Annotated in this window: 24 protein-coding genes; 23 read left to right on the top strand and 1 reads right to left on the bottom strand. The window is 51.8% G+C overall.

The window, feature by feature from the left end; translation table 11 throughout:
* Nucleotides 1–18 precede the first annotated feature (18 nt).
* Complete coding sequence (locus GW590_RS08905) at nt 19–621, bottom strand: Maf family protein (protein ID WP_328803062.1); 603 nt, start codon at nt 619–621, stop codon at nt 19–21.
* A 141-nt stretch (nt 622–762) separates the two neighbouring features.
* On the opposite strand from GW590_RS08905, the gene yceD reads away from it, so the two are divergent.
* The 23 genes from yceD (at nt 763) to GW590_RS08790 (ending at nt 20,381) form a co-directional block, all read left to right on the top strand.
* Nucleotides 763–1,287 carry a 23S rRNA accumulation protein YceD gene (gene yceD, locus GW590_RS08900; RefSeq protein WP_169402672.1) on the top strand — a complete coding sequence of 175 codons (525 nt, stop codon included), beginning with the start codon at nt 763–765 and terminating at the stop codon, nt 1,285–1,287.
* A 12-nt stretch (nt 1,288–1,299) separates the two neighbouring features.
* On the top strand, nt 1,300–1,467 hold the full coding sequence (gene rpmF, locus GW590_RS08895) for a 50S ribosomal protein L32 (protein WP_002210931.1): 168 nt from the start codon (nt 1,300–1,302) through the stop codon (nt 1,465–1,467).
* A 64-nt stretch (nt 1,468–1,531) separates the two neighbouring features.
* On the top strand, nt 1,532–2,578 hold the full coding sequence (plsX, locus tag GW590_RS08890) for a phosphate acyltransferase PlsX (protein ID WP_169402671.1): 1,047 nt from the start codon (nt 1,532–1,534) through the stop codon (nt 2,576–2,578).
* 6 nt (nt 2,579–2,584) lie between these two features.
* Entirely contained in the window at nt 2,585–3,538 is a 954-nt protein-coding gene (locus GW590_RS08885) for a beta-ketoacyl-ACP synthase III (protein ID WP_169402670.1), read from the top strand.
* A gap of 37 nt (nt 3,539–3,575) precedes the next feature.
* Nucleotides 3,576–4,505, top strand: a complete 930-nt coding sequence (fabD, locus tag GW590_RS08880; RefSeq protein ID WP_169402669.1) for an ACP S-malonyltransferase — start codon at nt 3,576–3,578, stop codon at nt 4,503–4,505.
* 13 nt (nt 4,506–4,518) lie between these two features.
* On the top strand, nt 4,519–5,253 hold the full coding sequence (gene fabG / locus GW590_RS08875; protein WP_169402935.1) for a 3-oxoacyl-ACP reductase FabG: 735 nt from the start codon (nt 4,519–4,521) through the stop codon (nt 5,251–5,253).
* Nucleotides 5,254–5,406: 153 nt separating this feature from the next.
* Nucleotides 5,407–5,643, top strand: a complete 237-nt coding sequence (acpP, locus tag GW590_RS08870) for an acyl carrier protein (protein ID WP_169402668.1) — start codon at nt 5,407–5,409, stop codon at nt 5,641–5,643.
* Between the two features lie 102 nt (nt 5,644–5,745).
* On the top strand, nt 5,746–6,987 hold the full coding sequence (fabF, locus tag GW590_RS08865; protein WP_169402667.1) for a beta-ketoacyl-ACP synthase II: 1,242 nt from the start codon (nt 5,746–5,748) through the stop codon (nt 6,985–6,987).
* Between the two features lie 204 nt (nt 6,988–7,191).
* The gene (gene pabC / locus GW590_RS08860; RefSeq protein WP_169402666.1) at nt 7,192–7,998 is read left to right on the top strand and encodes an aminodeoxychorismate lyase; all 807 of its coding nucleotides are present in this window, start codon (nt 7,192–7,194) and stop codon (nt 7,996–7,998) included.
* A 32-nt stretch (nt 7,999–8,030) separates the two neighbouring features.
* Nucleotides 8,031–9,056: an endolytic transglycosylase MltG gene (gene mltG, locus GW590_RS08855; protein WP_169402665.1), complete on the top strand. Its 1,026-nt coding sequence runs from the start codon at nt 8,031–8,033 to the stop codon at nt 9,054–9,056.
* Entirely contained in the window at nt 9,046–9,687 is a 642-nt protein-coding gene (gene tmk, locus GW590_RS08850) for a dTMP kinase (RefSeq protein ID WP_169402664.1), read from the top strand. Before mltG ends, tmk begins: the two co-directional genes overlap by 11 nt.
* Nucleotides 9,684–10,658, top strand: a complete 975-nt coding sequence (gene holB / locus GW590_RS08845; RefSeq protein WP_169402663.1) for a DNA polymerase III subunit delta' — start codon at nt 9,684–9,686, stop codon at nt 10,656–10,658. Before tmk ends, holB begins: the two co-directional genes overlap by 4 nt.
* Before the next feature lie 84 nt (nt 10,659–10,742).
* Nucleotides 10,743–11,537 (top strand): metal-dependent hydrolase, encoded by a 795-nt coding sequence (locus GW590_RS08840; RefSeq protein ID WP_169402662.1) that lies wholly within the window; start codon nt 10,743–10,745, stop codon nt 11,535–11,537.
* 349 nt (nt 11,538–11,886) lie between these two features.
* The gene (gene ptsG, locus GW590_RS08835) at nt 11,887–13,320 is read left to right on the top strand and encodes a PTS glucose transporter subunit IIBC (RefSeq protein WP_169402661.1); all 1,434 of its coding nucleotides are present in this window, start codon (nt 11,887–11,889) and stop codon (nt 13,318–13,320) included.
* A gap of 178 nt (nt 13,321–13,498) precedes the next feature.
* The gene (gene hinT, locus GW590_RS08830; protein WP_169402660.1) at nt 13,499–13,846 is read left to right on the top strand and encodes a purine nucleoside phosphoramidase; all 348 of its coding nucleotides are present in this window, start codon (nt 13,499–13,501) and stop codon (nt 13,844–13,846) included.
* A gap of 110 nt (nt 13,847–13,956) precedes the next feature.
* Nucleotides 13,957–14,325, top strand: coding sequence for a YcfL family protein (locus GW590_RS08825; protein WP_169402659.1), 369 nt, complete (start codon nt 13,957–13,959; stop codon nt 14,323–14,325).
* Nucleotides 14,326–14,346: 21 nt separating this feature from the next.
* Entirely contained in the window at nt 14,347–14,985 is a 639-nt protein-coding gene (gene lpoB, locus GW590_RS08820; protein ID WP_169402658.1) for a penicillin-binding protein activator LpoB, read from the top strand.
* The gene (locus tag GW590_RS08815; protein WP_328803060.1) at nt 14,945–15,838 is read left to right on the top strand and encodes a phosphotransferase; all 894 of its coding nucleotides are present in this window, start codon (nt 14,945–14,947) and stop codon (nt 15,836–15,838) included. The genes lpoB and GW590_RS08815 overlap by 41 nt, the downstream gene beginning before the upstream one ends.
* A 64-nt stretch (nt 15,839–15,902) precedes the next feature.
* Nucleotides 15,903–16,925 (top strand): beta-N-acetylhexosaminidase, encoded by a 1,023-nt coding sequence (gene nagZ / locus GW590_RS08810; protein WP_169402657.1) that lies wholly within the window; start codon nt 15,903–15,905, stop codon nt 16,923–16,925.
* 46 nt (nt 16,926–16,971) lie between these two features.
* The gene (gene ycfP / locus GW590_RS08805; RefSeq protein ID WP_169402656.1) at nt 16,972–17,514 is read left to right on the top strand and encodes an alpha/beta hydrolase YcfP; all 543 of its coding nucleotides are present in this window, start codon (nt 16,972–16,974) and stop codon (nt 17,512–17,514) included.
* Between the two features lie 343 nt (nt 17,515–17,857).
* Complete coding sequence (locus GW590_RS08800; RefSeq protein ID WP_169402655.1) at nt 17,858–19,162, top strand: NAD(P)/FAD-dependent oxidoreductase; 1,305 nt, start codon at nt 17,858–17,860, stop codon at nt 19,160–19,162.
* Between the two features lie 358 nt (nt 19,163–19,520).
* On the top strand, nt 19,521–20,057 hold the full coding sequence (locus GW590_RS08795; protein ID WP_169402654.1) for a glycine zipper 2TM domain-containing protein: 537 nt from the start codon (nt 19,521–19,523) through the stop codon (nt 20,055–20,057).
* A gap of 171 nt (nt 20,058–20,228) precedes the next feature.
* A complete protein-coding gene (locus tag GW590_RS08790; protein WP_169402653.1) occupies nt 20,229–20,381 on the top strand; it encodes a hypothetical protein in 153 nt (50 codons plus the stop codon).
* Nucleotides 20,382–20,383 lie beyond the last annotated feature (2 nt).

Raw genomic sequence — 20,383 nt, 5'->3', positions numbered from 1 at the left:
CCTCGTCAGGCGCTTTTTTTATGCTTGCAGCAATGGGTTAATGCCATGCTTACGCAGCAAGGCGAGCAGGGCGATCAACGGCAAACCAATCAGCGTATTGGGATCGCGACCTGAAAGCTTTTCAAACAGACTGATACCCAAACCTTCGCATTTAAAACTGCCGGCACAATCGTAAGGCTGTTCCAGAGTGACGTAGCCGGCGATTTCCTCGTCGCTTAGCGCACGAAAGTGCACATCAAAATGCTCGCATAACACCTCGGCCTGACCGCTATCGCTGTCGAGCAGGCAAAGCCCGGTATAAAAGCGAACCTGTTTGCCTTGCGCCAGGTGCAACTGATGACAGGCATTGTCAAAGGTGTGGGGTTTGCCAAGGATCCTTTGGTCGATCACGCAGACCTGATCCGATCCAATAATCAGATGACCGGGATAGACGTCAGCCAGATTGCGGGCTTTTTGTTCGGCCAGACGAAGGACCAGATCTTCGGCTGACTCCCCGACCTGCGGGGTCTCATCGATATCCGGGGCCGCACAGCTGAAAGTCAGCGCTGTTTTTTCCAGCAGCGCGCGGCGGTAAACCGAGGTAGAAGCTAAAAGGATCTTTTTCTTGGGCATTGTTTGCATAATTTTTTTCACAAAGCATAGCGTTATTGAATCACACATTTTAAACTGTCCGCCGCTGAGGAAGCGAATATTGGTGAAAGGCGCAGTAAAATGCCCTTTTTCTTTGACTCTACGTCGTTACAAAGTTAATATGCGCGCCCTATGCAAAAAGTAAAATTACCCCTGGCTGTTGATGCCGTTCGTACAGCGCAGAAGCGTTTAGACTATATCGGTGTCTACAATGCCGAGCAGGTGACACGAGTTGCAGCATCAGTGGTCAGTGTGGACTCAGATGTGCAAACCTCTTTGTCGTTTGATATCGACAATCAACGTCTGGCCGTTATAAAAGGTCAGTCGGATGTCGCTGTTACTCTGGAATGTCAGAGATGTGGCAAGACGTTTGAACACCAGGTTCACACAACATATTGTTTTAGTCCTGTTGCCAATGTTGAACAGGCTGAGGCATTACCGGAAGCGTACGAGCCGATCGAAGTCGACGAGTTTGGCGAAGTCGATCTGCTGGCTATGATTGAAGACGAAATTATTCTTTCACTGCCTGTCGTTCCGGTACATGAATCTGAACACTGTGAAGTGTCCGACGCGGACATGGTATTTGGCAAACTGCCTCCCGAGGTAGATAAACCTAATCCGTTTTCCGTATTAGCGAGTTTAAAGAAAAGTAATTGAGGAGTAAGGTCCATGGCCGTACAACAGAATAAACCAACCCGTTCTAAACGTGGCATGCGTCGTTCACACGATGCTCTGACCACCGCCACTTTGTCTGTGGACAAAACTTCTGGCGAGACTCACCTGCGTCACCATATCACTGCCGACGGTTTCTACCGCGGTCGCAAGGTTATCGGCTGATTTCTTACTTGCTAACTATTTACTTGATAACGTCAAACTTGTTAAGTAATAGCAAGGCGATACCTTGAAACCTCTAACCATCGCGTTAGATGTTATGGGCGGGGACTTCGGTCCTTCCGTCACAGTGCCTGCTTCATTGCAGGCACTGACCTCTAATCCTGAACTCAATCTTCTTCTGGTCGGCGATCCCGACGCCATCACACCTTACCTGGCTAATACCGATCCTTCCCTGTCGGAACGAATTCGGATTATTCCTGCCGAGTCTGTGATAGCGAATGATGCCAGAGTATCGCAAGCTATTCGCGCCAGTCGTGGAAGCTCAATGCGTGTGGCGTTGGAACTGATCAAAAGCGGTGACGCGCAGGCGTGCGTCAGCGCCGGTAATACCGGGGCGTTGATGGGATTGGCGAAACGGGTAATAAAGCCGCTGGAAGGGATAGAGCGCCCGGCGCTGATGACGGTTTTACCCAATCAGCAGCGCACGAAAACCGTGGTGCTCGATCTGGGGGCTAACGTTGAGTGCGACAGCCGCATGCTGGTGCAGTTTGCGGTAATGGGTTCTGTTATGGCAGAAGAAGTGGTAGGGATCACCAACCCGCGTGTCGCTCTGCTTAATATCGGCGAAGAAGAGTCAAAGGGGCTGGATAATATCCGTGAAGCCGCGGCGATTCTAAAAAACACACCCGCCATCAATTATATCGGCTATCTTGAAGGCAATGAGTTATTGACCGGTAAAACGGATGTCATGGTGTGCGATGGTTTTGTCGGTAATGTCACACTGAAAACAATGGAAGGTGTGATCAGGATGTTTTTGTCATTACTTAAATCCTCTGGAGAAGGTGGCAAAAAATCCTGGTGGATGAGATGGTTTGGACCGACTTTGCAAAAAATAGTACAAAAGAAACTGGCAAAGCGTTTCAGTCATTTAAATCCCGACCAGTATAATGGCGCAAGTTTGTTAGGATTACGCGGCATCGTGATAAAAAGTCACGGCGGGGCAAATCAGCGGGCGTTTGCTGTTGCTATCGAACAGGCTGTGCAGGCGGTGCAGCGGCAGGTTCCTTCTCGGATCGCCGCGCGCCTTGAGGCGGTATTACCCAAGAGTGACTGATCGGACATGTATACAAAGATTCTCGGTACGGGGAGTTATTTACCCGTACAAGTTCGGACTAATGCCGACTTAGAAAAAATAGTCGAAACCTCTGACGAGTGGATTGTCAGTCGTACCGGTATCCGTGAGCGTCGCATTGCAGCACCGGATGAGACTGTAGCCACAATGGGCCTGAGCGCTGCTGAAAAAGCACTGGAAATGGCTGGCGTCGATAGAAACGACATTGGATTGATCATTGTTGCCACAACCTCGTCTTCACATGCGTTTCCAAGCTCGGCCTGTCAGATCCAAAACCTGCTGGGTATCAAGGATTCGGCAGCGTTTGATCTGGCTGCTGCCTGCGCCGGTTTCACCTACGCGCTAAGCGTGGCGGATCAATACGTCAAAAGCGGCGCAGTGCGTTATGCCCTGGTGATTGGCTCCGACGTGCTGTCACGCAAGCTCGATCCTGAAGATCGCGGTACGGTTATCCTGTTTGGTGACGGTGCCGGTGCAGTTGTGCTCGGGGCTTCCGAAGAGCAGGGGATTATCTCCACCCATATGCATGCTGACGGACGTTACGGCAATTTGTTGACCCTGCCTTATCCGGATCAAAAGCACCCTGAAAAACCGACTTACCTGACGATGGCAGGTAATGAAGTATTCAAGGTAGCAGTGACCGAATTGGCCCACATTGTCGACGAAACCCTGCAAGCCAATAATCTGGACCGTGAACAGTTGGACTGGCTGGTTCCGCATCAGGCCAACCTGCGCATTATCAGCGCTACCGCCAAGAAATTGGGCATGGGAATGGATAAAGTCGTGGTAACCCTCGACCGCCACGGTAACACCTCGGCAGCTTCCGTTCCGGCAGCCTTTGACGAGGCCGTGCGCGATGGCCGCATTCAGCGCGGGCAGTTGGTATTGCTCGAAGCATTTGGCGGCGGCTTTACCTGGGGCTCGGCGCTGGTCCGTTTTTGATTGTTCCGGACATTTTTGATTTAACAGGATAAGTAAAATGACCAAGATTGCAGTTGTTTTTCCTGGGCAGGGTTCGCAAGCGCTGGGTATGCTTGCTGACCTGGCGGCCACGCATCCGGTTGTGGAAGCCACTTTTGCCGAGGCTTCTTCCGTACTGGGCTACGATTTATGGCAACTGGTCCAGCAAGGACCGGTAGAAGAGTTAAACAAGACCTGGCAGACACAGCCTGCGTTGCTGGCGGCCTCTGTGGCTATCTGGCGCGTCTGGCAGCAGGAAAAAGGCACTGAGCCGGTCCTGATGGCGGGTCATAGCCTGGGTGAATACTCCGCGTTGGTTTGTGCCGGTGTCCTGGATTTCAAACAGGCGATCAGCCTGGTTGAACTGCGCGGCAAACTGATGCAGGAAGCAGTACCTGCCGGTACTGGTGCCATGTATGCCATTATTGGCCTGGATAATGCTTCCATTGCCAAAGCCTGTGAAGAGTCTGCCGAGGGTCAGGTTGTCGCCCCGGTAAACTTTAACTCGCCTGGTCAGGTAGTGATTGCCGGTAACAAAGAAGCGGTAGAGCGTGCCGGTGCTGCCTGTAAGGCCGCCGGTGCCAAACGTGCACTGCCATTGCCGGTCAGCGTGCCTTCACATTGCGCATTAATGAAACCTGCTGCTGATAAAATGGCTGTGGCCCTGGAAAATGTCAGCTTCAGCCAACCGCAATATCCGGTGGTCAACAATGTTGATGTCAAAGTTGAGACCTCGGCACAAGAAATTCGCAGCGCCTTGATTCGCCAGCTCTACAATCCGGTACGCTGGACAGAAAGCGTCGAATATATGGCTCAGCAAGGCGTAGAGCAGTTAGTTGAGGTAGGTCCGGGCAAAGTGTTGACCGGGCTGACCAAACGCATTGTCGACACCCTGACTGCGGTGGCCGTAAACGATACAGCCAGCCTGTCAGCGGCGCTTGCACAATAAGAAGAGGAAAATGATGAGCTTCGACGGAAAAATTGCTTTGGTTACCGGCGCCAGCCGGGGTATTGGCCGGGCTATAGCAGAGAAACTGGTGGCCGGTGGCGCGCGCGTCATTGGTACGGCGACCAGTGAAAAAGGTGCTGAAGCTATCAGCGCTTATTTGGGCGAAAATGGTAAAGGCTTTATGCTCAATGTGATCGATTCCTCGTCGATTGAGCAAGTATTGACCACGATTCGTGCTGAATTTGGCGAAATCGATATTTTAGTTAATAATGCAGGCATTACCCGTGATAACCTGCTGATGCGCATGAAAGAAGATGAGTGGCAGGATATCCTGGATACGAATTTGACATCAGTGTTTCGGCTGTCAAAAGCGGTTATGCGGGCTATGATGAAAAAGCGGTTTGGCCGGATCATTACTATTGGTTCCGTTGTTGGTACCATGGGTAACGCAGGACAGGCGAACTACGCGGCGGCTAAAGCCGGTTTAATCGGTTTTAGCAAGTCTTTGGCGCGGGAAGTTGCTTCACGCGGCATTACTGTCAACGTCGTGGCTCCTGGCTTTATTGAGACGGACATGACAAGGGCGTTGACAGATGATCAACGTGCAGGCATTTTGTCATCAGTTCCAGCCAACCGGTTGGGGGATGCAAAAGAAATTGCCAGCGCTGTTGCATTTTTAGCCTCTGACGAGGCCAGCTATATCACTGGTGAGACGTTACATGTCAATGGCGGCATGTATATGATCTAAAAATTACGAAACTATTTGCCTTTTTTGCGGTAAGAACCGCAAAATAGAGCAAATTCGTGGTTTGATCAGCCGGGATTTAGTTGCATCTTTTCCAACATTTTATACACTACGAAAACCATCGCGAAAGCGAGTTTTGATAGGAAATTTAAGAGTATGAGCACTATCGAAGAACGCGTTAAGAAAATCATCGTTGAACAGCTGGGTGTTAAACAGGAAGAAGTGGTTAATTCCGCCTCTTTCGTAGACGACCTTGGCGCTGATTCTCTCGACACCGTTGAGCTGGTTATGGCTCTGGAAGAAGAGTTTGATACCGAGATCCCTGACGAAGAAGCTGAAAAAATCACTACTGTTCAAGCAGCTATTGATTTTATCAACAACAATCAGGTGTAATCGAACCTGTTTTCGTTTTAGGTTTAGATAGTTAGGCGGTCGCTCGACCGCCTAAGTTTTTTTCGTCCCACGGTATTTTTTTTCCCTCCCTGGAGGACACACGTGTCTAAACGTCGAGTTGTTGTGACTGGACTTGGCATGCTGTCTCCTGTCGGCAATACAGTAGAGTCTACCTGGAATGCTCTCCTTGCCGGTCAGAGTGGCATTAGCCTAATCGACCATTTTGATACTAGTGCCTATGCAACACGTTTTGCTGGCTTAGTAAAAGATTTCAACTGTGAAGATTTCATCGCGCGCAAAGATGCACGCAAGATGGATGCCTTTATTCAGTATGGTGTTGCCGCCGGTATTCAAGCCATGCAGGATAGCGGACTGGAAGTCACTGAAGAAAATGCCCCGCGTTTCGGTGCTGCAATTGGCTCCGGGATTGGCGGTTTGGGTCTTATCGAAGAAAACCATAGTTCATTGGTTAACGGTGGACCACGTAAAATCAGTCCATTCTTTGTACCGTCAACCATCGTTAACATGATCGCCGGTCATTTGAGCATCATGTTTGGTTTACGTGGCCCAAGCATCTCCATTGCCACTGCCTGTACGTCGGGTGTGCATAATATCGGTCATGCGGCGCGTATCATCGCGTTTGATGATGCCGATGTGATGTTGGCCGGTGGCGCAGAAAAAGCCAGTACGCCGCTGGGCGTTGGTGGTTTTGGCGCTGCCCGTGCGCTTTCCACGCGTAATGACAATCCTCAGGCCGCCAGTCGTCCGTGGGATAGAGATCGCGATGGTTTCGTGCTGGGTGACGGTGCCGGGATTATGGTGCTCGAAGAGTATGAGCATGCCAAAAAACGTGGCGCAAAAATTTATGCAGAGATTGTCGGTTTTGGGATGAGCAGCGATGCCTACCATATGACGTCGCCACCGGCAGACGGCGCAGGTGCCGCACTGGCGATGCAAAATGCTTTGCGTGATGCCGGTATTACCGCTGCGAAAATCGGTTATATCAATGCCCACGGTACTTCGACGGCGGCAGGCGATAAAGCCGAGGCACAGGCGGTAAAAACGGTCTTTGGCGCCGATGCGCACAAAGTGCTGGTCAGCTCGACCAAATCTATGACCGGTCACCTGTTGGGTGCCGCAGGCGCCGTAGAGTCAATCTTTACGCTGCTGGCGTTGCGCGATCAGGCGGTACCTCCAACCATCAATCTGGATAATCCTGATGAAGGTTGCGATCTTGATTTTGTCCCGCACGTTGCGCGACAGGTCAAAGATTTGGAGTATAGCTTGTGCAACTCCTTTGGCTTTGGCGGCACCAATGGTTCACTGGTGTTCCGCAAAATCTAAGCTCGGTTGGCAAAACGAGGAAAGGCCCGATTTTCGGGCCTTTTTGCTGTCTGTATGCCACCGGTCAGGCCTTGAAAGTCAGAATGCTCTCGTGGTATCCATAAGCGGGGTATGGCATGGTCGTCGCCGATCGCCGCCACTGATATCGGCACCTATCGCCGTATTGCAACAGGCCAGGCTGCGCGCTGAACGGAGAGAGACAACATGTTTTGGGTTAATGGTGTTCAGCAACAGACAATTTCCCTAGGCGATCGCGCTGTACAATTTGGCGATGGCTGTTTTACCACCGCCTGGGTCAAAAATGGTGAGGTGCAGCGGTTAAGTGCGCATATTGCTCGCCTGCAAGACGCTGTGGCGCGATTAATGATGCCGGTATGTAACTGGCACACTCTGGCTGCCGAGATGCGTGAAGCGGCTCTGGGCTGCGCTGAAGGGGTGCTTAAAGTGATACTGTCGCGCGGCGAGGGAGGACGCGGCTACAGCGCGCAGGGTGCCGTCGGTCCTACGCGGGTGATGTCGTTAAGTGGCTACCCCCAGCATTATCACCTCTGGCGACAGCAGGGCATTGAACTGGCATTAAGTCCGGTGGCGCTGTCGCGAAACCCGCTACTGGCCGGGCTTAAGCATTTAAATCGTCTCGAACAGGTGCTAATCCGCACACACCTGGATAATAGCCAGGCACAGGAAGCGCTGGTGGTGGATACCGCCGGTATGCTGGTTGAGTGTTGCGCGGCCAATATTTTTTGGCGCACAGGGCGGCAGGTGTTTACCCCTGCGCTGTCTTATGCCGGCGTTGACGGCATTATGCGCCAACATATTATCGCGCAATTACTGCATAGTCGCGAATTCAGCCTGGAAATAGTGAGCCTACCCCCTGCGGCTCTGGCCGATGCGGAAGAAGTCATCGTTTGTAATGCCCTGATGCCCATTCTTCCGGTCAAAAAGAGTGAGAACTGGCATTATAACGCATCGCAATTATTCGATTTTTTACACCCTCATTGCATCAACTGAGGGTTTAATAAAATTTTTAAAGTGAAGAAGTTATGAATTATAAAAAAACTAAAATTACAGGTACCCTGTTTGTGATCCTGTTGGCGGTGCTGGCCATGGGATATATCAAGGTTGAGCGTTTTGCCGACCGTAAACTGAACATTGTCACCGAGAAAATTTTTACCTTGCCCGCCGGTACCGGGCGTGTGGGGTTGGAAGACCTGCTGGTAGAGCAGCATCTGATCAAGTCGCACTTTTGGTTCGCCTGGCTGTTGCGCGTTGAGCCGAAATTAAGCGAGTTCAAAGCCGGTACCTATCGCTTCCCGGCAGGTATGACCGTGCGGCAAATGCTTGAGCTGTTAAAAAGCGGCAAAGAGGCGCAGTTTACGGTGCGCTTTGTGGAAGGCTTTCGTCTGCAAGACTGGATGAAAGTGTTGCAAAATAGCGACTATCTCAAACACGAATTAGTCGGTAAAAGTGATGACGAAATTGCCGTCGCACTGGGAATGAAAGATGCCAAAAATGCCGAAGGCTGGCTCTATCCCGATACCTATTCTTATACGGCCGGAACCACCGACCTGTCGCTGTTCAAGCGGGCACATCAGCGCATGGTGAAAACCGTCGATCAGATCTGGCAGGGCCGCGATAGCTCGCTGCCTTATAAAACGCCGGGCGAGATGCTGACCATGGCCTCGATTATCGAAAAAGAGACAGCCATCAAAGATGAGCGTAAAGAGGTTGCTTCGGTATTTATCAATCGCTTGCGTATCGGCATGCGCCTGCAAACCGATCCGACGGTGATTTACGGCATGGGTGACAACTACAAAGGGACGATCAGCAAGAAAGATCTCGAGACGCCAACCCCGTATAATACTTATGTCATCGAAGGATTACCGCCGTCACCGATAGCCATGCCCAGCGAAGCCTCCATTGAGGCCGCGGCGCATCCAGCGAAGAGCGATTTTCTTTATTTTGTTGCCGACGGCAAGGGTGGGCATACTTTTTCCACTAACCTCGACAGCCATAACAAGGCAGTGCGCGTTTATCGCGATCTGATAAAAAACAAGAATGAAAAGTAACTTCATTGTCATCGAAGGCCTGGAAGGCGCCGGGAAAACCACGGCACGCGAAGTGGTGGTCAATACGCTGCGGGAACGAGGGATTGAAGATATCCTGTTTACCCGCGAGCCTGGCGGTACTCCGCTGGCAGAGAAATTGCGCGATCTGATCAAACAGGGTATCGAAGGCGAAAAACTGACCGATAAGGCTGAAGTGCTGATGCTGTATGCAGCACGGGTGCAATTGGTGGAAAACGTCATCAAACCGGCGCTGGCGCGTGGTACCTGGGTGGTGGGCGATCGTCATGATCTCTCTTCTCAGGCCTATCAGGGCGGCGGTCGCGGTATTGACAGTCGGTTGATGACTTCGCTACGGGATACGGTGTTGGGTGATTTTCGCCCTGACTTGACCTTGTATCTCGATCTCTCACCGGTTATTGGCCTGCAGCGTGCCCGTGCGCGCGGTGAGCTGGATCGCATTGAGCAAGAGTCGATGGCCTTTTTTGAACGCACGCGCCAACGTTATCTCAGCCTGGCGGCGGCAGATGCGCGCATTAAAACCATCGATGCCTCGCAAAGCCTGGAAGCGGTGACAGAGTCTATTCGTCAAACACTGATTGCCTGGCTGGAACAGCAGGACGCGCAGGGATGAATTGGTATCCCTGGCTTAATGGCCCTTATCGGCAGTTGCTGTCACAGTATCAGGGGGAGCGTGGTCACCATGCCTTGCTGCTGCATGCCAGCAAAGGTCTGGGGGATGACGCCCTGGTCTATGGCCTGAGTCGCTGGTTACTGTGCCAACATCCGCAAGGGGACAAGAGCTGCGGCAAATGCCACAGTTGTCATTTGATGATCGCCGGTAATCATCCCGACTGGCATCTGCTGGCACCGGAAAAGGGCAAAAATGCCCTCGGCATTGAGCCTATTCGCCAGTTGATTGAAACGTTGTATAACTATTCGCAGCAGGGTGGGGCGAAAGTGGTGTGGTTAGCACAGGCTGAACTGCTTACCGAAGCCGCCGCCAACGCCTTGTTAAAAACCCTTGAAGAACCACCGTCGCGTACCTACTTTATCCTCGGTTGCCGCGAACCATCAAGATTGCTACCTACGTTGCGCAGTCGCTGTTTTTACTGGCATCTCGCCGCCCCGGAAACCTCGTTGGCGGCGCAGTGGATCGCTCGTCAACTGCCGCAGCAACCGCTGGCGATCCAGACCGCGTTGCGTCTTGGCGGTGGAACGCCGCTAGCTGCCCTGGAGTTACTGCAAGTGGATCGCTGGAAACAGCGCGAACAACTTTGTCAGCAACTGGCGGCCAGTGTGCAACAGGGCGATCTGCTGTCTTTGCTGCCACAGCTTAATCATGATGATGTGGTGGATCGTTTGCACTGGTTATCCTCGCTGTTGCTGGACGCCCTCAAATATCAGCAGGGCGCCGCAGACTACGTGATTAACCTCGATCAGCCAGTTTTGCTCAGCCAGTTGGCCAACAGCCTTGGCAATGCGGCGTTACAGCAAACCCTGCAACGCTGGATGCAGTGTCGTCAGCAATTGCTCAGTGTGGTAGGGGTTAACCGAGAGCTGTTGCTGACCGAACAATTACTTGCATGGGAACATTCCCTGTAAACCAGCCAACCCCTTATTGCTGCGCAGGCATATTGTATTAGCTTGCCAACCCGGCATCAGGGACAAACTTTAAGAGTTAACGTTATGTTTTTAGTCGATTCTCACTGCCACCTCGACGGTCTTGATTACCAGGATCTGCACCGCGATATTGATGATGTTCTGGCCAAAGCCGAGGCCCGCGATGTGAAGTTTATGCTCGCCGTGGCCACCACGCTGCCAGGATATCGCGCCATGACCGACCTGATCGGCTCACGCCCACAGGTGGCATTTTCTTGTGGTGTTCACCCGTTAAATATCGACGATGGCTACGATTTTGAGGAGCTGCGCCGTTTGGCGGCCGACCCTCGGGTGGTGGCGATGGGGGAAACCGGACTTGATTACTTTTATCAGAAAGAATCTGAACAGCTTAAACTGCAACAGGACTCTTTTCGTCATCATATCCGCGTAGGCCGTGAGCTTAATAAACCGGTGATCGTGCATACCCGCGATGCGCGCCAGGATACGCTGGATATCTTGCGTGAAGAACAGGCCGGTGACTGTGGCGGAGTTTTGCACTGTTTTACTGAAGATAAAGCTGCTGCAGAAGTGTTGCTGGACCTGGGGTTCTATATCTCTTTTTCCGGGATAGTCACTTTCCGCAATGCCGAGCAACTGCGTGAAGCCGCGCGCTATGTACCGCTGGACCGTCTGCTGATTGAGACCGACTCACCCTATCTGGCGCCGGTTCCCCATCGTGGCAAAGAGAATCAACCGGCTTATGTGCGTGATGTGGCGGAGTATTTAGCGGTACTTAAAGGGGTTAGCCTGGAGACATTGGCAGCCGCCACTACCGCCAACTTTTCACGATTATTTCACATCGAAAATTCCCTCCTGTCCTGACCCTGGTACCGGTTAACTTTTTTCTTTTATTTTCCATCTCGTAATTAATCCCCCGAACGGGTAATGTGCTTGCCCGTTTTGCGGCGGTTTTACCGTTTGCTCCTGCTATATTCCGCGTAAAAAATCGACGGCAGTAAACTTTTTACGCTAATTATTAGGGGTTTTTCAGAAAAACGTGACTGCTATCAAACATTATTAAAGGGATTTATTTTACCCTTCGTAAAAATTAAAAGGGGCAGAAACATGCCTCGCCCGCAAAGGCTTTTAAAGGCCTTGCAACAGGGTTGTTGGCATAGGTTCAACACTCTGAGAAGTACATAAAGCACCATTACTCAGGAGCACTCTCAATATGTTTAAGAACGCGTTTGCAAACCTTCAAAAGGTCGGTAAATCGCTAATGCTACCCGTTTCCGTCCTCCCTATCGCAGGTATCCTGTTGGGTGTCGGTTCCGCAAACTTTAGCTGGCTTCCCGCCGTTGTTTCACAAGTTATGGCTGAGGCTGGTGGTTCAGTCTTTGCTAATATGCCGTTGATTTTTGCCATCGGTGTTGCATTAGGCTTTACCAATAACGACGGCGTTTCTGCGCTGGCGGCGGTTGTGGCGTATGGCATTATGGTGAAAACCATGGCCGTTGTTGCCCCTATGGTTTTGCATCTGCCTGCTGAAGAAATTATCAGCAAGCACCTGGCGGATACTGGCGTATTGGGCGGGATTATCTCCGGCTCCGTCGCTGCCTATATGTTTAATCGCTTCTATCGCATCAAACTGCCTGAGTATCTGGGCTTTTTTGCCGGTAAACGCTTTGTGCCGATCATTTCAGGCCTGGCAGCGATTTTCCTGGGCGTCGTTCTGTCCTTTATCTGGCCTCCAATCGGCAGCGCAATTCAGACTTTCTCCCAGTGGGCAGCATACCAGAACCCGGTTGTCGCCTTTGGTATCTACGGTCTGGTAGAGCGTTCACTGGTGCCATTTGGTTTACACCATATCTGGAACGTACCTTTCCAGATGCAGGTTGGCGAATATGTTAACGCTGCCGGTCAGGTGTTCCACGGTGATATCCCACGTTATATGGCAGGTGACCCGACTGCGGGTAAACTTTCCGGTGGCTTCCTGTTTAAAATGTATGGTCTGCCAGCAGCAGCGATCGCGATTTGGCACTCAGCCAAACCAGAAAATCGTGCCAAAGTGGGCGGTATCATGATTTCAGGTGCGTTGACTGCATTCCTGACCGGTATTACTGAACCGATCGAATTTGCTTTCATGTTTGTTGCCCCTGTGCTGTACGGCATCCATATCCTGCTTGCCGGCCTGGCTTTCCCAATCTGTATTCTGTTGGGCATGCGTGACGGTACCAGCTTCTCACACGGTCTGATCGACTTTATCGTGCTGAGCGGCAACAGCAGCCGTATCTGGTTGTTCCCGGTAGTTGGCGTGATTTATGGTCTGATCTATTACACCATCTTCCGTGTGCTGATCGTGAAATTGAACCTGAAAACCCCAGGCCGTGAAGATACCACCACTGAGCAATCCACTCAGGGCGGTAGCGAAATGTCAGCATCACTGGTGCAGGCGTTTGGCGGTAAAGAAAACATTACCAACCTCGACGCTTGTATTACCCGTTTGCGTGTCAGCGTTGCCGATGTGTCCAAAGTGGACCAGGCAGGCCTGAAGAAGTTAGGCGCAGCCGGTGTTGTGGTCGCAGGTTCTGGTGTGCAGGCAATTTTCGGCACCAAATCCGATAACCTGAAAACGGATATGGACGACTATATTCGTAACCATTGAGTTTGTTGATGGTTCAGCGTTATCCAGAGGGGGCTTCGGCCTCCTTTTTTTTTGCCTTTTTCAGCAGCGATAGCGCTCAGCAAGCCAGCATTTAACAATGAAAGCTACTAATAAGCTTGAAAATAGCGGAATGGCTCACTCATACTGCGAACACAGCTTTTTGTAATGGAGAGTTAGCATGGCCGAAGAAACGATTTTCAGTAAAATTATCCGCCGCGAAATTCCGGCAGATGTGGTTTATCAGGATGAGTTGGTTACCGCCTTTCGCGATATCGCCCCACAGGCACCAAGCCATATCCTGATTATTCCCAATATAGTGATCCCTACCATGAACGATGTCACTGCGGAGCACGAAGCCGCGCTGGGCCGCATGATGACCGTCGCCGCCAAAATTGCCGAACAGGAAGGGATTGCCGAGGGCGGTTATCGTTTAATTGTCAACTGCAACAAAGATGCGGGCCAGGTGGTGTATCATATTCATATGCATCTGGTGGGCGGGCGTCATCTGGGGCCTCTGCTGGCATAAAAACCGGCAACCTTGTGGCAGCACTGTTGCTGCAATACCACCATGTGTGGGCATAGTGTCATTTCGATACGCGAACTTTCGGGTACCGTGCTGTTTATAGAGGGAAGGTTATGCGATTTATGATGGCATGCGCTGTCTTGCTCTGCCTTGCGGGTTGCAGCAACAAATCAGGAATTGCGCTGAACAACCGACAAACCGTAATTATGGAATCGCCGGTATTGACCGCCGGCATTATTCCGGGTTCACCTGCACTTTCTGTCGATCAGGGCCGCAAAAAAGCCACCCTGTCTTTAAGTAACAATCAGCCCAAGCCAATCAAGATAAACTTTGTTTTCTATTGGTATGATAAGCAGGGATTAGACCTGCTGCCGTTTGCCGAGCCGAGAACGGTTACCGTGCCGGCAAATGCAACGATCGATATCTCTTCACTAAATGGCAATCTCGATGCGTACAGTGTGCGTGTCCACCTTTATCTTTAACATCCCGTACGGAGAGGGTTGATGAAAAAGTATTTAATCGTGGCATTGGCAACGTTGGCGCTAAGCGGATGTATCATGCTTCCGCAAACCACGGAACAGCAGCAGCAACAACAACCACAAACACCGACGACGCCGCAAACCCAACCGCAGCCATCTGCGCCGGTGGATATCGTGCCAAATATCGGCGCGCCGGAAACCTCGGGCCAACCGCCAGTAGAAACAACGATACCGCAGGCACCAAAAGTACAGTCGATTGACTGGAGTGCGACGGTACAACCGTTAGTGGCCAAAATGCTGAAAGCCGACGGTGTGCAGGTCGGTAGTGTGTTGCTGCTCGATAATGTGAAAAACAGCACCAACGGCTCACTGCAAACCGGCAAGATCACCGCAGCAATGCATACGGCGCTGGCGTCCAATAATACCTTTACTATCGTGCCTGCCTCACAGCTGGAAAGTGCCAAACAGGCAATGGGACTGTCGGCGGACGATAATCTGGTATCGCGCAGTAAAGCCATTGCCCTGGCGCGTCAGGTCAATGCCCAGTATGTGCTGTACAGTGATGCCAGCGGGAACGTGAAATCACCGACGTTGGATATGCAGTTAATGACGGTGCAAACCGGTGAAATTGTCTGGTCGGGCAGCGGTGCCGTCCAAAATTAATGCCAGTCTTGACGCGCTGGTCAAAAAACACCTTCCGGCGGATTATTCCGCCGGTTGTCGTTTTATTCCCGTAGCCGGACTGAGTAGCGAAAGCTGGCGGATTGATAGCCCACAGCGTCGCTCGCTGGCGCGTCTGGGTAGCCGCGACAAACGGCTGCTGGGTATTGACCGGCAGCGTGAGCAACGGCTGTTGCGGCATCTGTCGGCCGCTGCGTTGGCACCGTCGGTTCGATTATGGGCCAAACCCTGGTTGCTGCTTGACTGGGTGGAGGGCGAGACGCAGAGTCCGGCGCTGTTTTTCAGTCAGCCCACGCAACAACAGTTGGCCACTATGCTGGCGACATTGCATGGTGTCCAACCCATTGGTAATGCCCTGGATATCAAACGGCGGTTACAGGCATACTGGCAGGCGGTTGACGTTCGTCGCCTGACCCCCGCCTGGCTGCGCTGGCATCAACGACTGATTAAGCGTCCGCTGCCGCAGACCCTGAAACTGGCCATTGCCCATATGGATATCCATCCTGATAATTGGGTAACGAGTCCGCGAGGGGAAAGGTTGATTGATTGGGAATATGCTGCTGCCACCGATATTGCACTGGAGTTTGCTGCCCTGTTTCGCGGCAATGCCTACGCGCCCCGGCAACAAAGGCAATTGCTGCAATACTATGCCTTATGCGGCGGCTACCGCGATATTCCCCGCCTTGAGCAGCAGATCCGCCGCTGGCAACCGTGGCTGGATTATCTGATGTTGCTGTGGTTTGAGGTCCGCTGGCAGCAAACCGGCGAATTACGTTATGTGCAGTGGGCGCAACCGCTGCGTGAGCAATTATTTGGTGAGATCGCACGCCGCTAAGGCGGGTGGGGTCGGTTCACCTGACAGACATAGTAGACAGGAGTATTGGCTAGTGGGCCCAGTAATGTTAGACGTTGCCAGCTATGAGCTGGATGCCGAAGAGCGCGAGATTTTGCAACATCCCCTGGTTGGCGGATTGATTCTGTTTACCCGTAACTATCACGATGTCGATCAGTTACAGGAGCTTATCCGTCAGATCCGTGCGGCGTCGCGGCAACGTCTGGTATTGGCCGTTGATCAGGAAGGGGGACGGGTACAGCGTTTTCGTGAAGGCTTTACGCGCATTCCCGCCGCCCAGTCATTTGCTGCTCTAAATAATGAGCATGAAGCGGGGCGACTGGCGGAGGAAGCTGGCTGGTTGATGGCGTCAGAGATGATCGCCATGGATATTGATATCAGTTTTGCTCCGGTTCTCGATATCGGCCATATCAGCGCCGCCATTGGTGAGCGTTCATTCCATGCCGATCCCCATATCGCGCTGGCAATCGCCGAGCGTTATATTCGCGGTATGCATAGCGCCGGGATGAAAGTGACCGGCAAGCATTTTCCCGGACACGGTGCTGTCAGCGCCGATTCCCACAAGGAGACTCCACGCGACGATCGTCCGCTGGAGATGATCCGTCAGCATGATATGGCCATCTTCCGCTTGTTAATCGAACGGCAGATGCTGGACGCGGTAATGCCCGCCCACGTGATTTATACTCAGGCAGATCCGCTGCCTGCCAGTGGATCACCTTACTGGCTAAAACAGATTTTGCGCCAGGAACTGGGGTTTGGCGGCGTTATTTTCTCTGACGATCTGTCGATGGAAGGTGCGGCGGTAATGGGCAGTTATGCCGAGCGTGGCCAGGCCTCTCTCGATGCCGGATGCGATATGATCCTGGTATGCAACAACCGCCAGGGCGCAGTGAGTGTGTTGGATAACCTGTCACCGATCAAAGCGGAACAGGTTGCCGGCTTGTACCATGGAGGCGGTTATCAGGGAAGATCGAGCCGCCAGATGTTAAGGGATTCCAGTCGCTGGCAACGTTCGCACCAGGAATTAACCGCGTTGGATTTGCGCTGGCAGGCGCATAAACAAGCTTAGGGGTATTTCACCGTTGCCGTGATACCCAGGCCCTATGAGGAAAGATATGATTATTTATTTGCATGGCTTTGACTCAACCAGTCCCGGTAATTATGAAAAAGTGCTGCAGCTGCAGTTTATCGATTCTGATGTTCGCTTTATCAGCTATAGCACGCTTCATCCGCGACACGATATGCAGCATCTGCTCAACGAGGTCAACAAGGTGCTGCCACAGGCCGAAGGTAAACGTCCCCTGATTTGCGGCGTGGGCCTGGGCGGCTACTGGGCGGAGCGTATTGGTTTTCTTTGCCAGCTGCGGCAGGTGATGTTTAACCCCAATCTGTTTCCGCAGAACAATATGGCCGGTAAAATCGATCGGCCAGAAGAGTATGTTGATATCGCCACCAAGTGTGTGCACGATTTCAGAGAGAAAAACCGCGATCGCTGCCTGGTGATCCTTTCTCGTAAAGACGGCATTCTGGACAGTAGCGAAACGGCCAGTCAACTGGACCCTTACTACCCGATTGTTTGGGATGAAGAGCAGGGCCACAAGTTCAAAAGTATCTCTTCACATCTGCAACGGATCAAAGCTTTTCAAAATCTCGATTAACCGCCATTTGTTAACGATTTTATGGCACAAAAACGGCAGGGCGCTAGCGCCTTGCCGTTTTTTTATGCGCCTAAAGATAAAAGCCGTGCATCTTTTCTGACTGATTGAGCCGCTGTCGAACGGCACTTGTCACGCTAACTGTTTGAATAGCAACGGGCTATAAAAACTCGTATTTGCACGGCAATCAAAAAAAATTGATGTACATCAATTTTGGTATAACCAAATTACCTTCGCATGTTATCCTCACCGCAGATAATGAATTAACTTAAGCAACCCTATGTTTACTAAGGATAAAAATATTTACTCTTAGATAACAATTGGTTCACATTTGAGGGGGTCAGAGGTGACTGAAGCAAAGAAAAAAATTGTAATTATCGGCGGTGGTGCCGGGGGACTGGAGCTGGCAACCAGCCTGGGTCACAAACTGGGGCGTAGCAAGAAAGCCGAGATCATTCTGGTAGACCGTAACCACAGTCATCTGTGGAAGCCGCTACTGCATGAAGTGGCCACCGGCAGCCTTGATGATGGTGTTGATGCCATCAGCTATCTGGCTCACGCCCGCAATCATGGATTTAATTTTCAGATTGGATCACTGACGGCCATCGATCGCGATGCGAAAACCATTAAGCTTGCCGAGATCCGCGATACCAACGGTGAACTGTTGGTGGCAGAACGCGATCTGGCTTATGACCAACTGGTGATGGCACTGGGCAGCACCTCCAATGATTTTGGTACCCCGGGGGTCAAAGACCACTGTATCTTCCTGGATAACCCGCAGCAGGCGCACCGTTTCCATAATGAAATGTTAAACCTGTTCCTGAAATATTCTGCCAACGCGGATAAAAAGGGCACGGTAAATATTGCCATCGTCGGCGCTGGCGCAACCGGCGTTGAGCTGTCGGCCGAACTGCATAACGCCGTCAAGGAGCTGCACAGCTATGGTTTTGAAGGGCTGAATAATCAGGCGTTGAATGTCACCCTGGTTGAGGCGGGCGAGCGTATTCTTCCTGCTCTGCCACCGCGTATCTCTGCGGCGGCACATCAGGAACTGACCAAAATTGGCGTGCGAGTGCTGACCAAAACCATGGTGACCAGCGCCGAGAAAAACGGTCTCAATACCAAAGAGGGCGAGTTTATCCACGCCGATCTGATGGTTTGGGCGGCGGGCATCAAAGCCCCCGACTTTATGAAAGAGATCGCCGGATTAGAAACCAACCGTATCAATCAGTTGGTGGTTGAGCCGACCTTGCAAACTACCCGTGACGAGAATATCTACGCCATTGGCGACTGTGCTTCCTGTCCGTTGCCTGCCGGGGGTTTTGTGCCACCGCGTGCGCAGTCGGCACACCAGATGGCCTCGCGCTGTTTTGCCAATATTATGGCGCAGCGTAAAGGGCATAGTCTGAAAGCCTACGTTTATCACGATCATGGTTCGCTGGTTTCGCTCTCGCGCTTTAGTACCGTGGGTAGCCTGATGGGTAACCTGACCAAGGGCTCCATGATGGTTGAAGGTCGCCTGGCGCGTATTGTGTATATTTCTTTATACCGTATGCATCAGATTGCATTGCATGGTTATACCAAGACCGGATTGATGATGTTGGTCGGTGGGATTAACCGCGTTATTCGTCCTCGCCTTAAGCTGCACTAATTCCAGGCACTGGCCTCCGGTTTTTTTTCACCGGAGGCTGAATCGATTCTCTTACTCACCGCATTGCCCATTACAGACCGATGGCAGCGGCTTGGACAGCATAAAATCTTTCCTGATCGGCAATATTCGCTAAGAATTCTCCTAAACATCCTCTGTAGCAGTCGATTTATCGATTTCCTTCCAATTGTCTTATTGTTCCCGCTGCGGTTAGTACGCACACTTTGACACAGGTTCAAGCGAACCCTTTACATTAGGCGATTCACGCACGCCGTTCCCTCCAGGTGAGATGAGGGACCATCCTGTAGCACCGGGTGAGCAGGGATCAAAATGCGTGGTAACACTTTCAGGAGGATGTCCTGTGAACAAGTCAATGTTAGCGGGTGTAGGGATCGGCGTTGCAGCGGCACTGGGTGTCGCTACCGTGGCAAGTATGAATGTTTTTTCTTCCGGCCCACAGTATGCCCAGGTCGTCAGCGCTACACCGATTAAAGAAACTATCAAGACTCCACGACAAGAATGCCGGAATATTACGGTGACTCATCGTCGCCCGGTGCAGGATGAACATCAGATCACCGGTTCGGTGCTGGGTGCCGTCGCCGGTGGTGTGCTGGGGCATCAGCTCGGCAATGGACGCGGACGCGACCTGGCTACCGTAGCGGGCGCGCTGGGTGGTGGCTATGCCGGTAACCGCGTACAAAGCAGCATGCAGGAAAATGATACCTACACCTCGCAGAAACAACGCTGTACCACGGTGTATGATAAAGACGAGAAAATGCTTGGCTACGATGTCACGTATAAAATTGGCGATCAGCAAGGCAAAGTCAGAATGGACCACGATCCCGGCACGCAAATCCCGCTGGATAAGAGCGGCCAGCTGCAGTTAACCCGCAGTTAAGCTGTATGTCCTGATAAAATAAGCATTCTCTGGTATAGCCAGAGAATGCTTATTCAGTTCATAATCGGCAACTTGCGGACAGTGTAAGGCAGGATCATTTGCCAGTTGCAGGCGACCGGCGTATATTTGAGCTATCAAGTATTAGTTCTAAAAAAATTACTGGTGAATCCCATGTCAGCCCAAGAAGAGAAAAAAAGACAACAGCATGAGTACCAGCAGCGCGTGGACGCCGTTCGTAGCGGCCAGCAGCCTGGACGGGTTATGCTTAAGCGTCCTGAAGGTGCAGTAGCAGCCAAGAATGCTCGCAGTTTCTCTCTGTACTGACA

This window comes from Rouxiella aceris (assembly GCF_012933545.1).
Classification (GTDB): Bacteria; Pseudomonadota; Gammaproteobacteria; order Enterobacterales; family Enterobacteriaceae; genus Rouxiella; species Rouxiella aceris.
The sequence above is the reverse complement of the archived record's forward strand: the minus strand, read 5'-3'. Positions and strand labels throughout refer to the sequence as shown.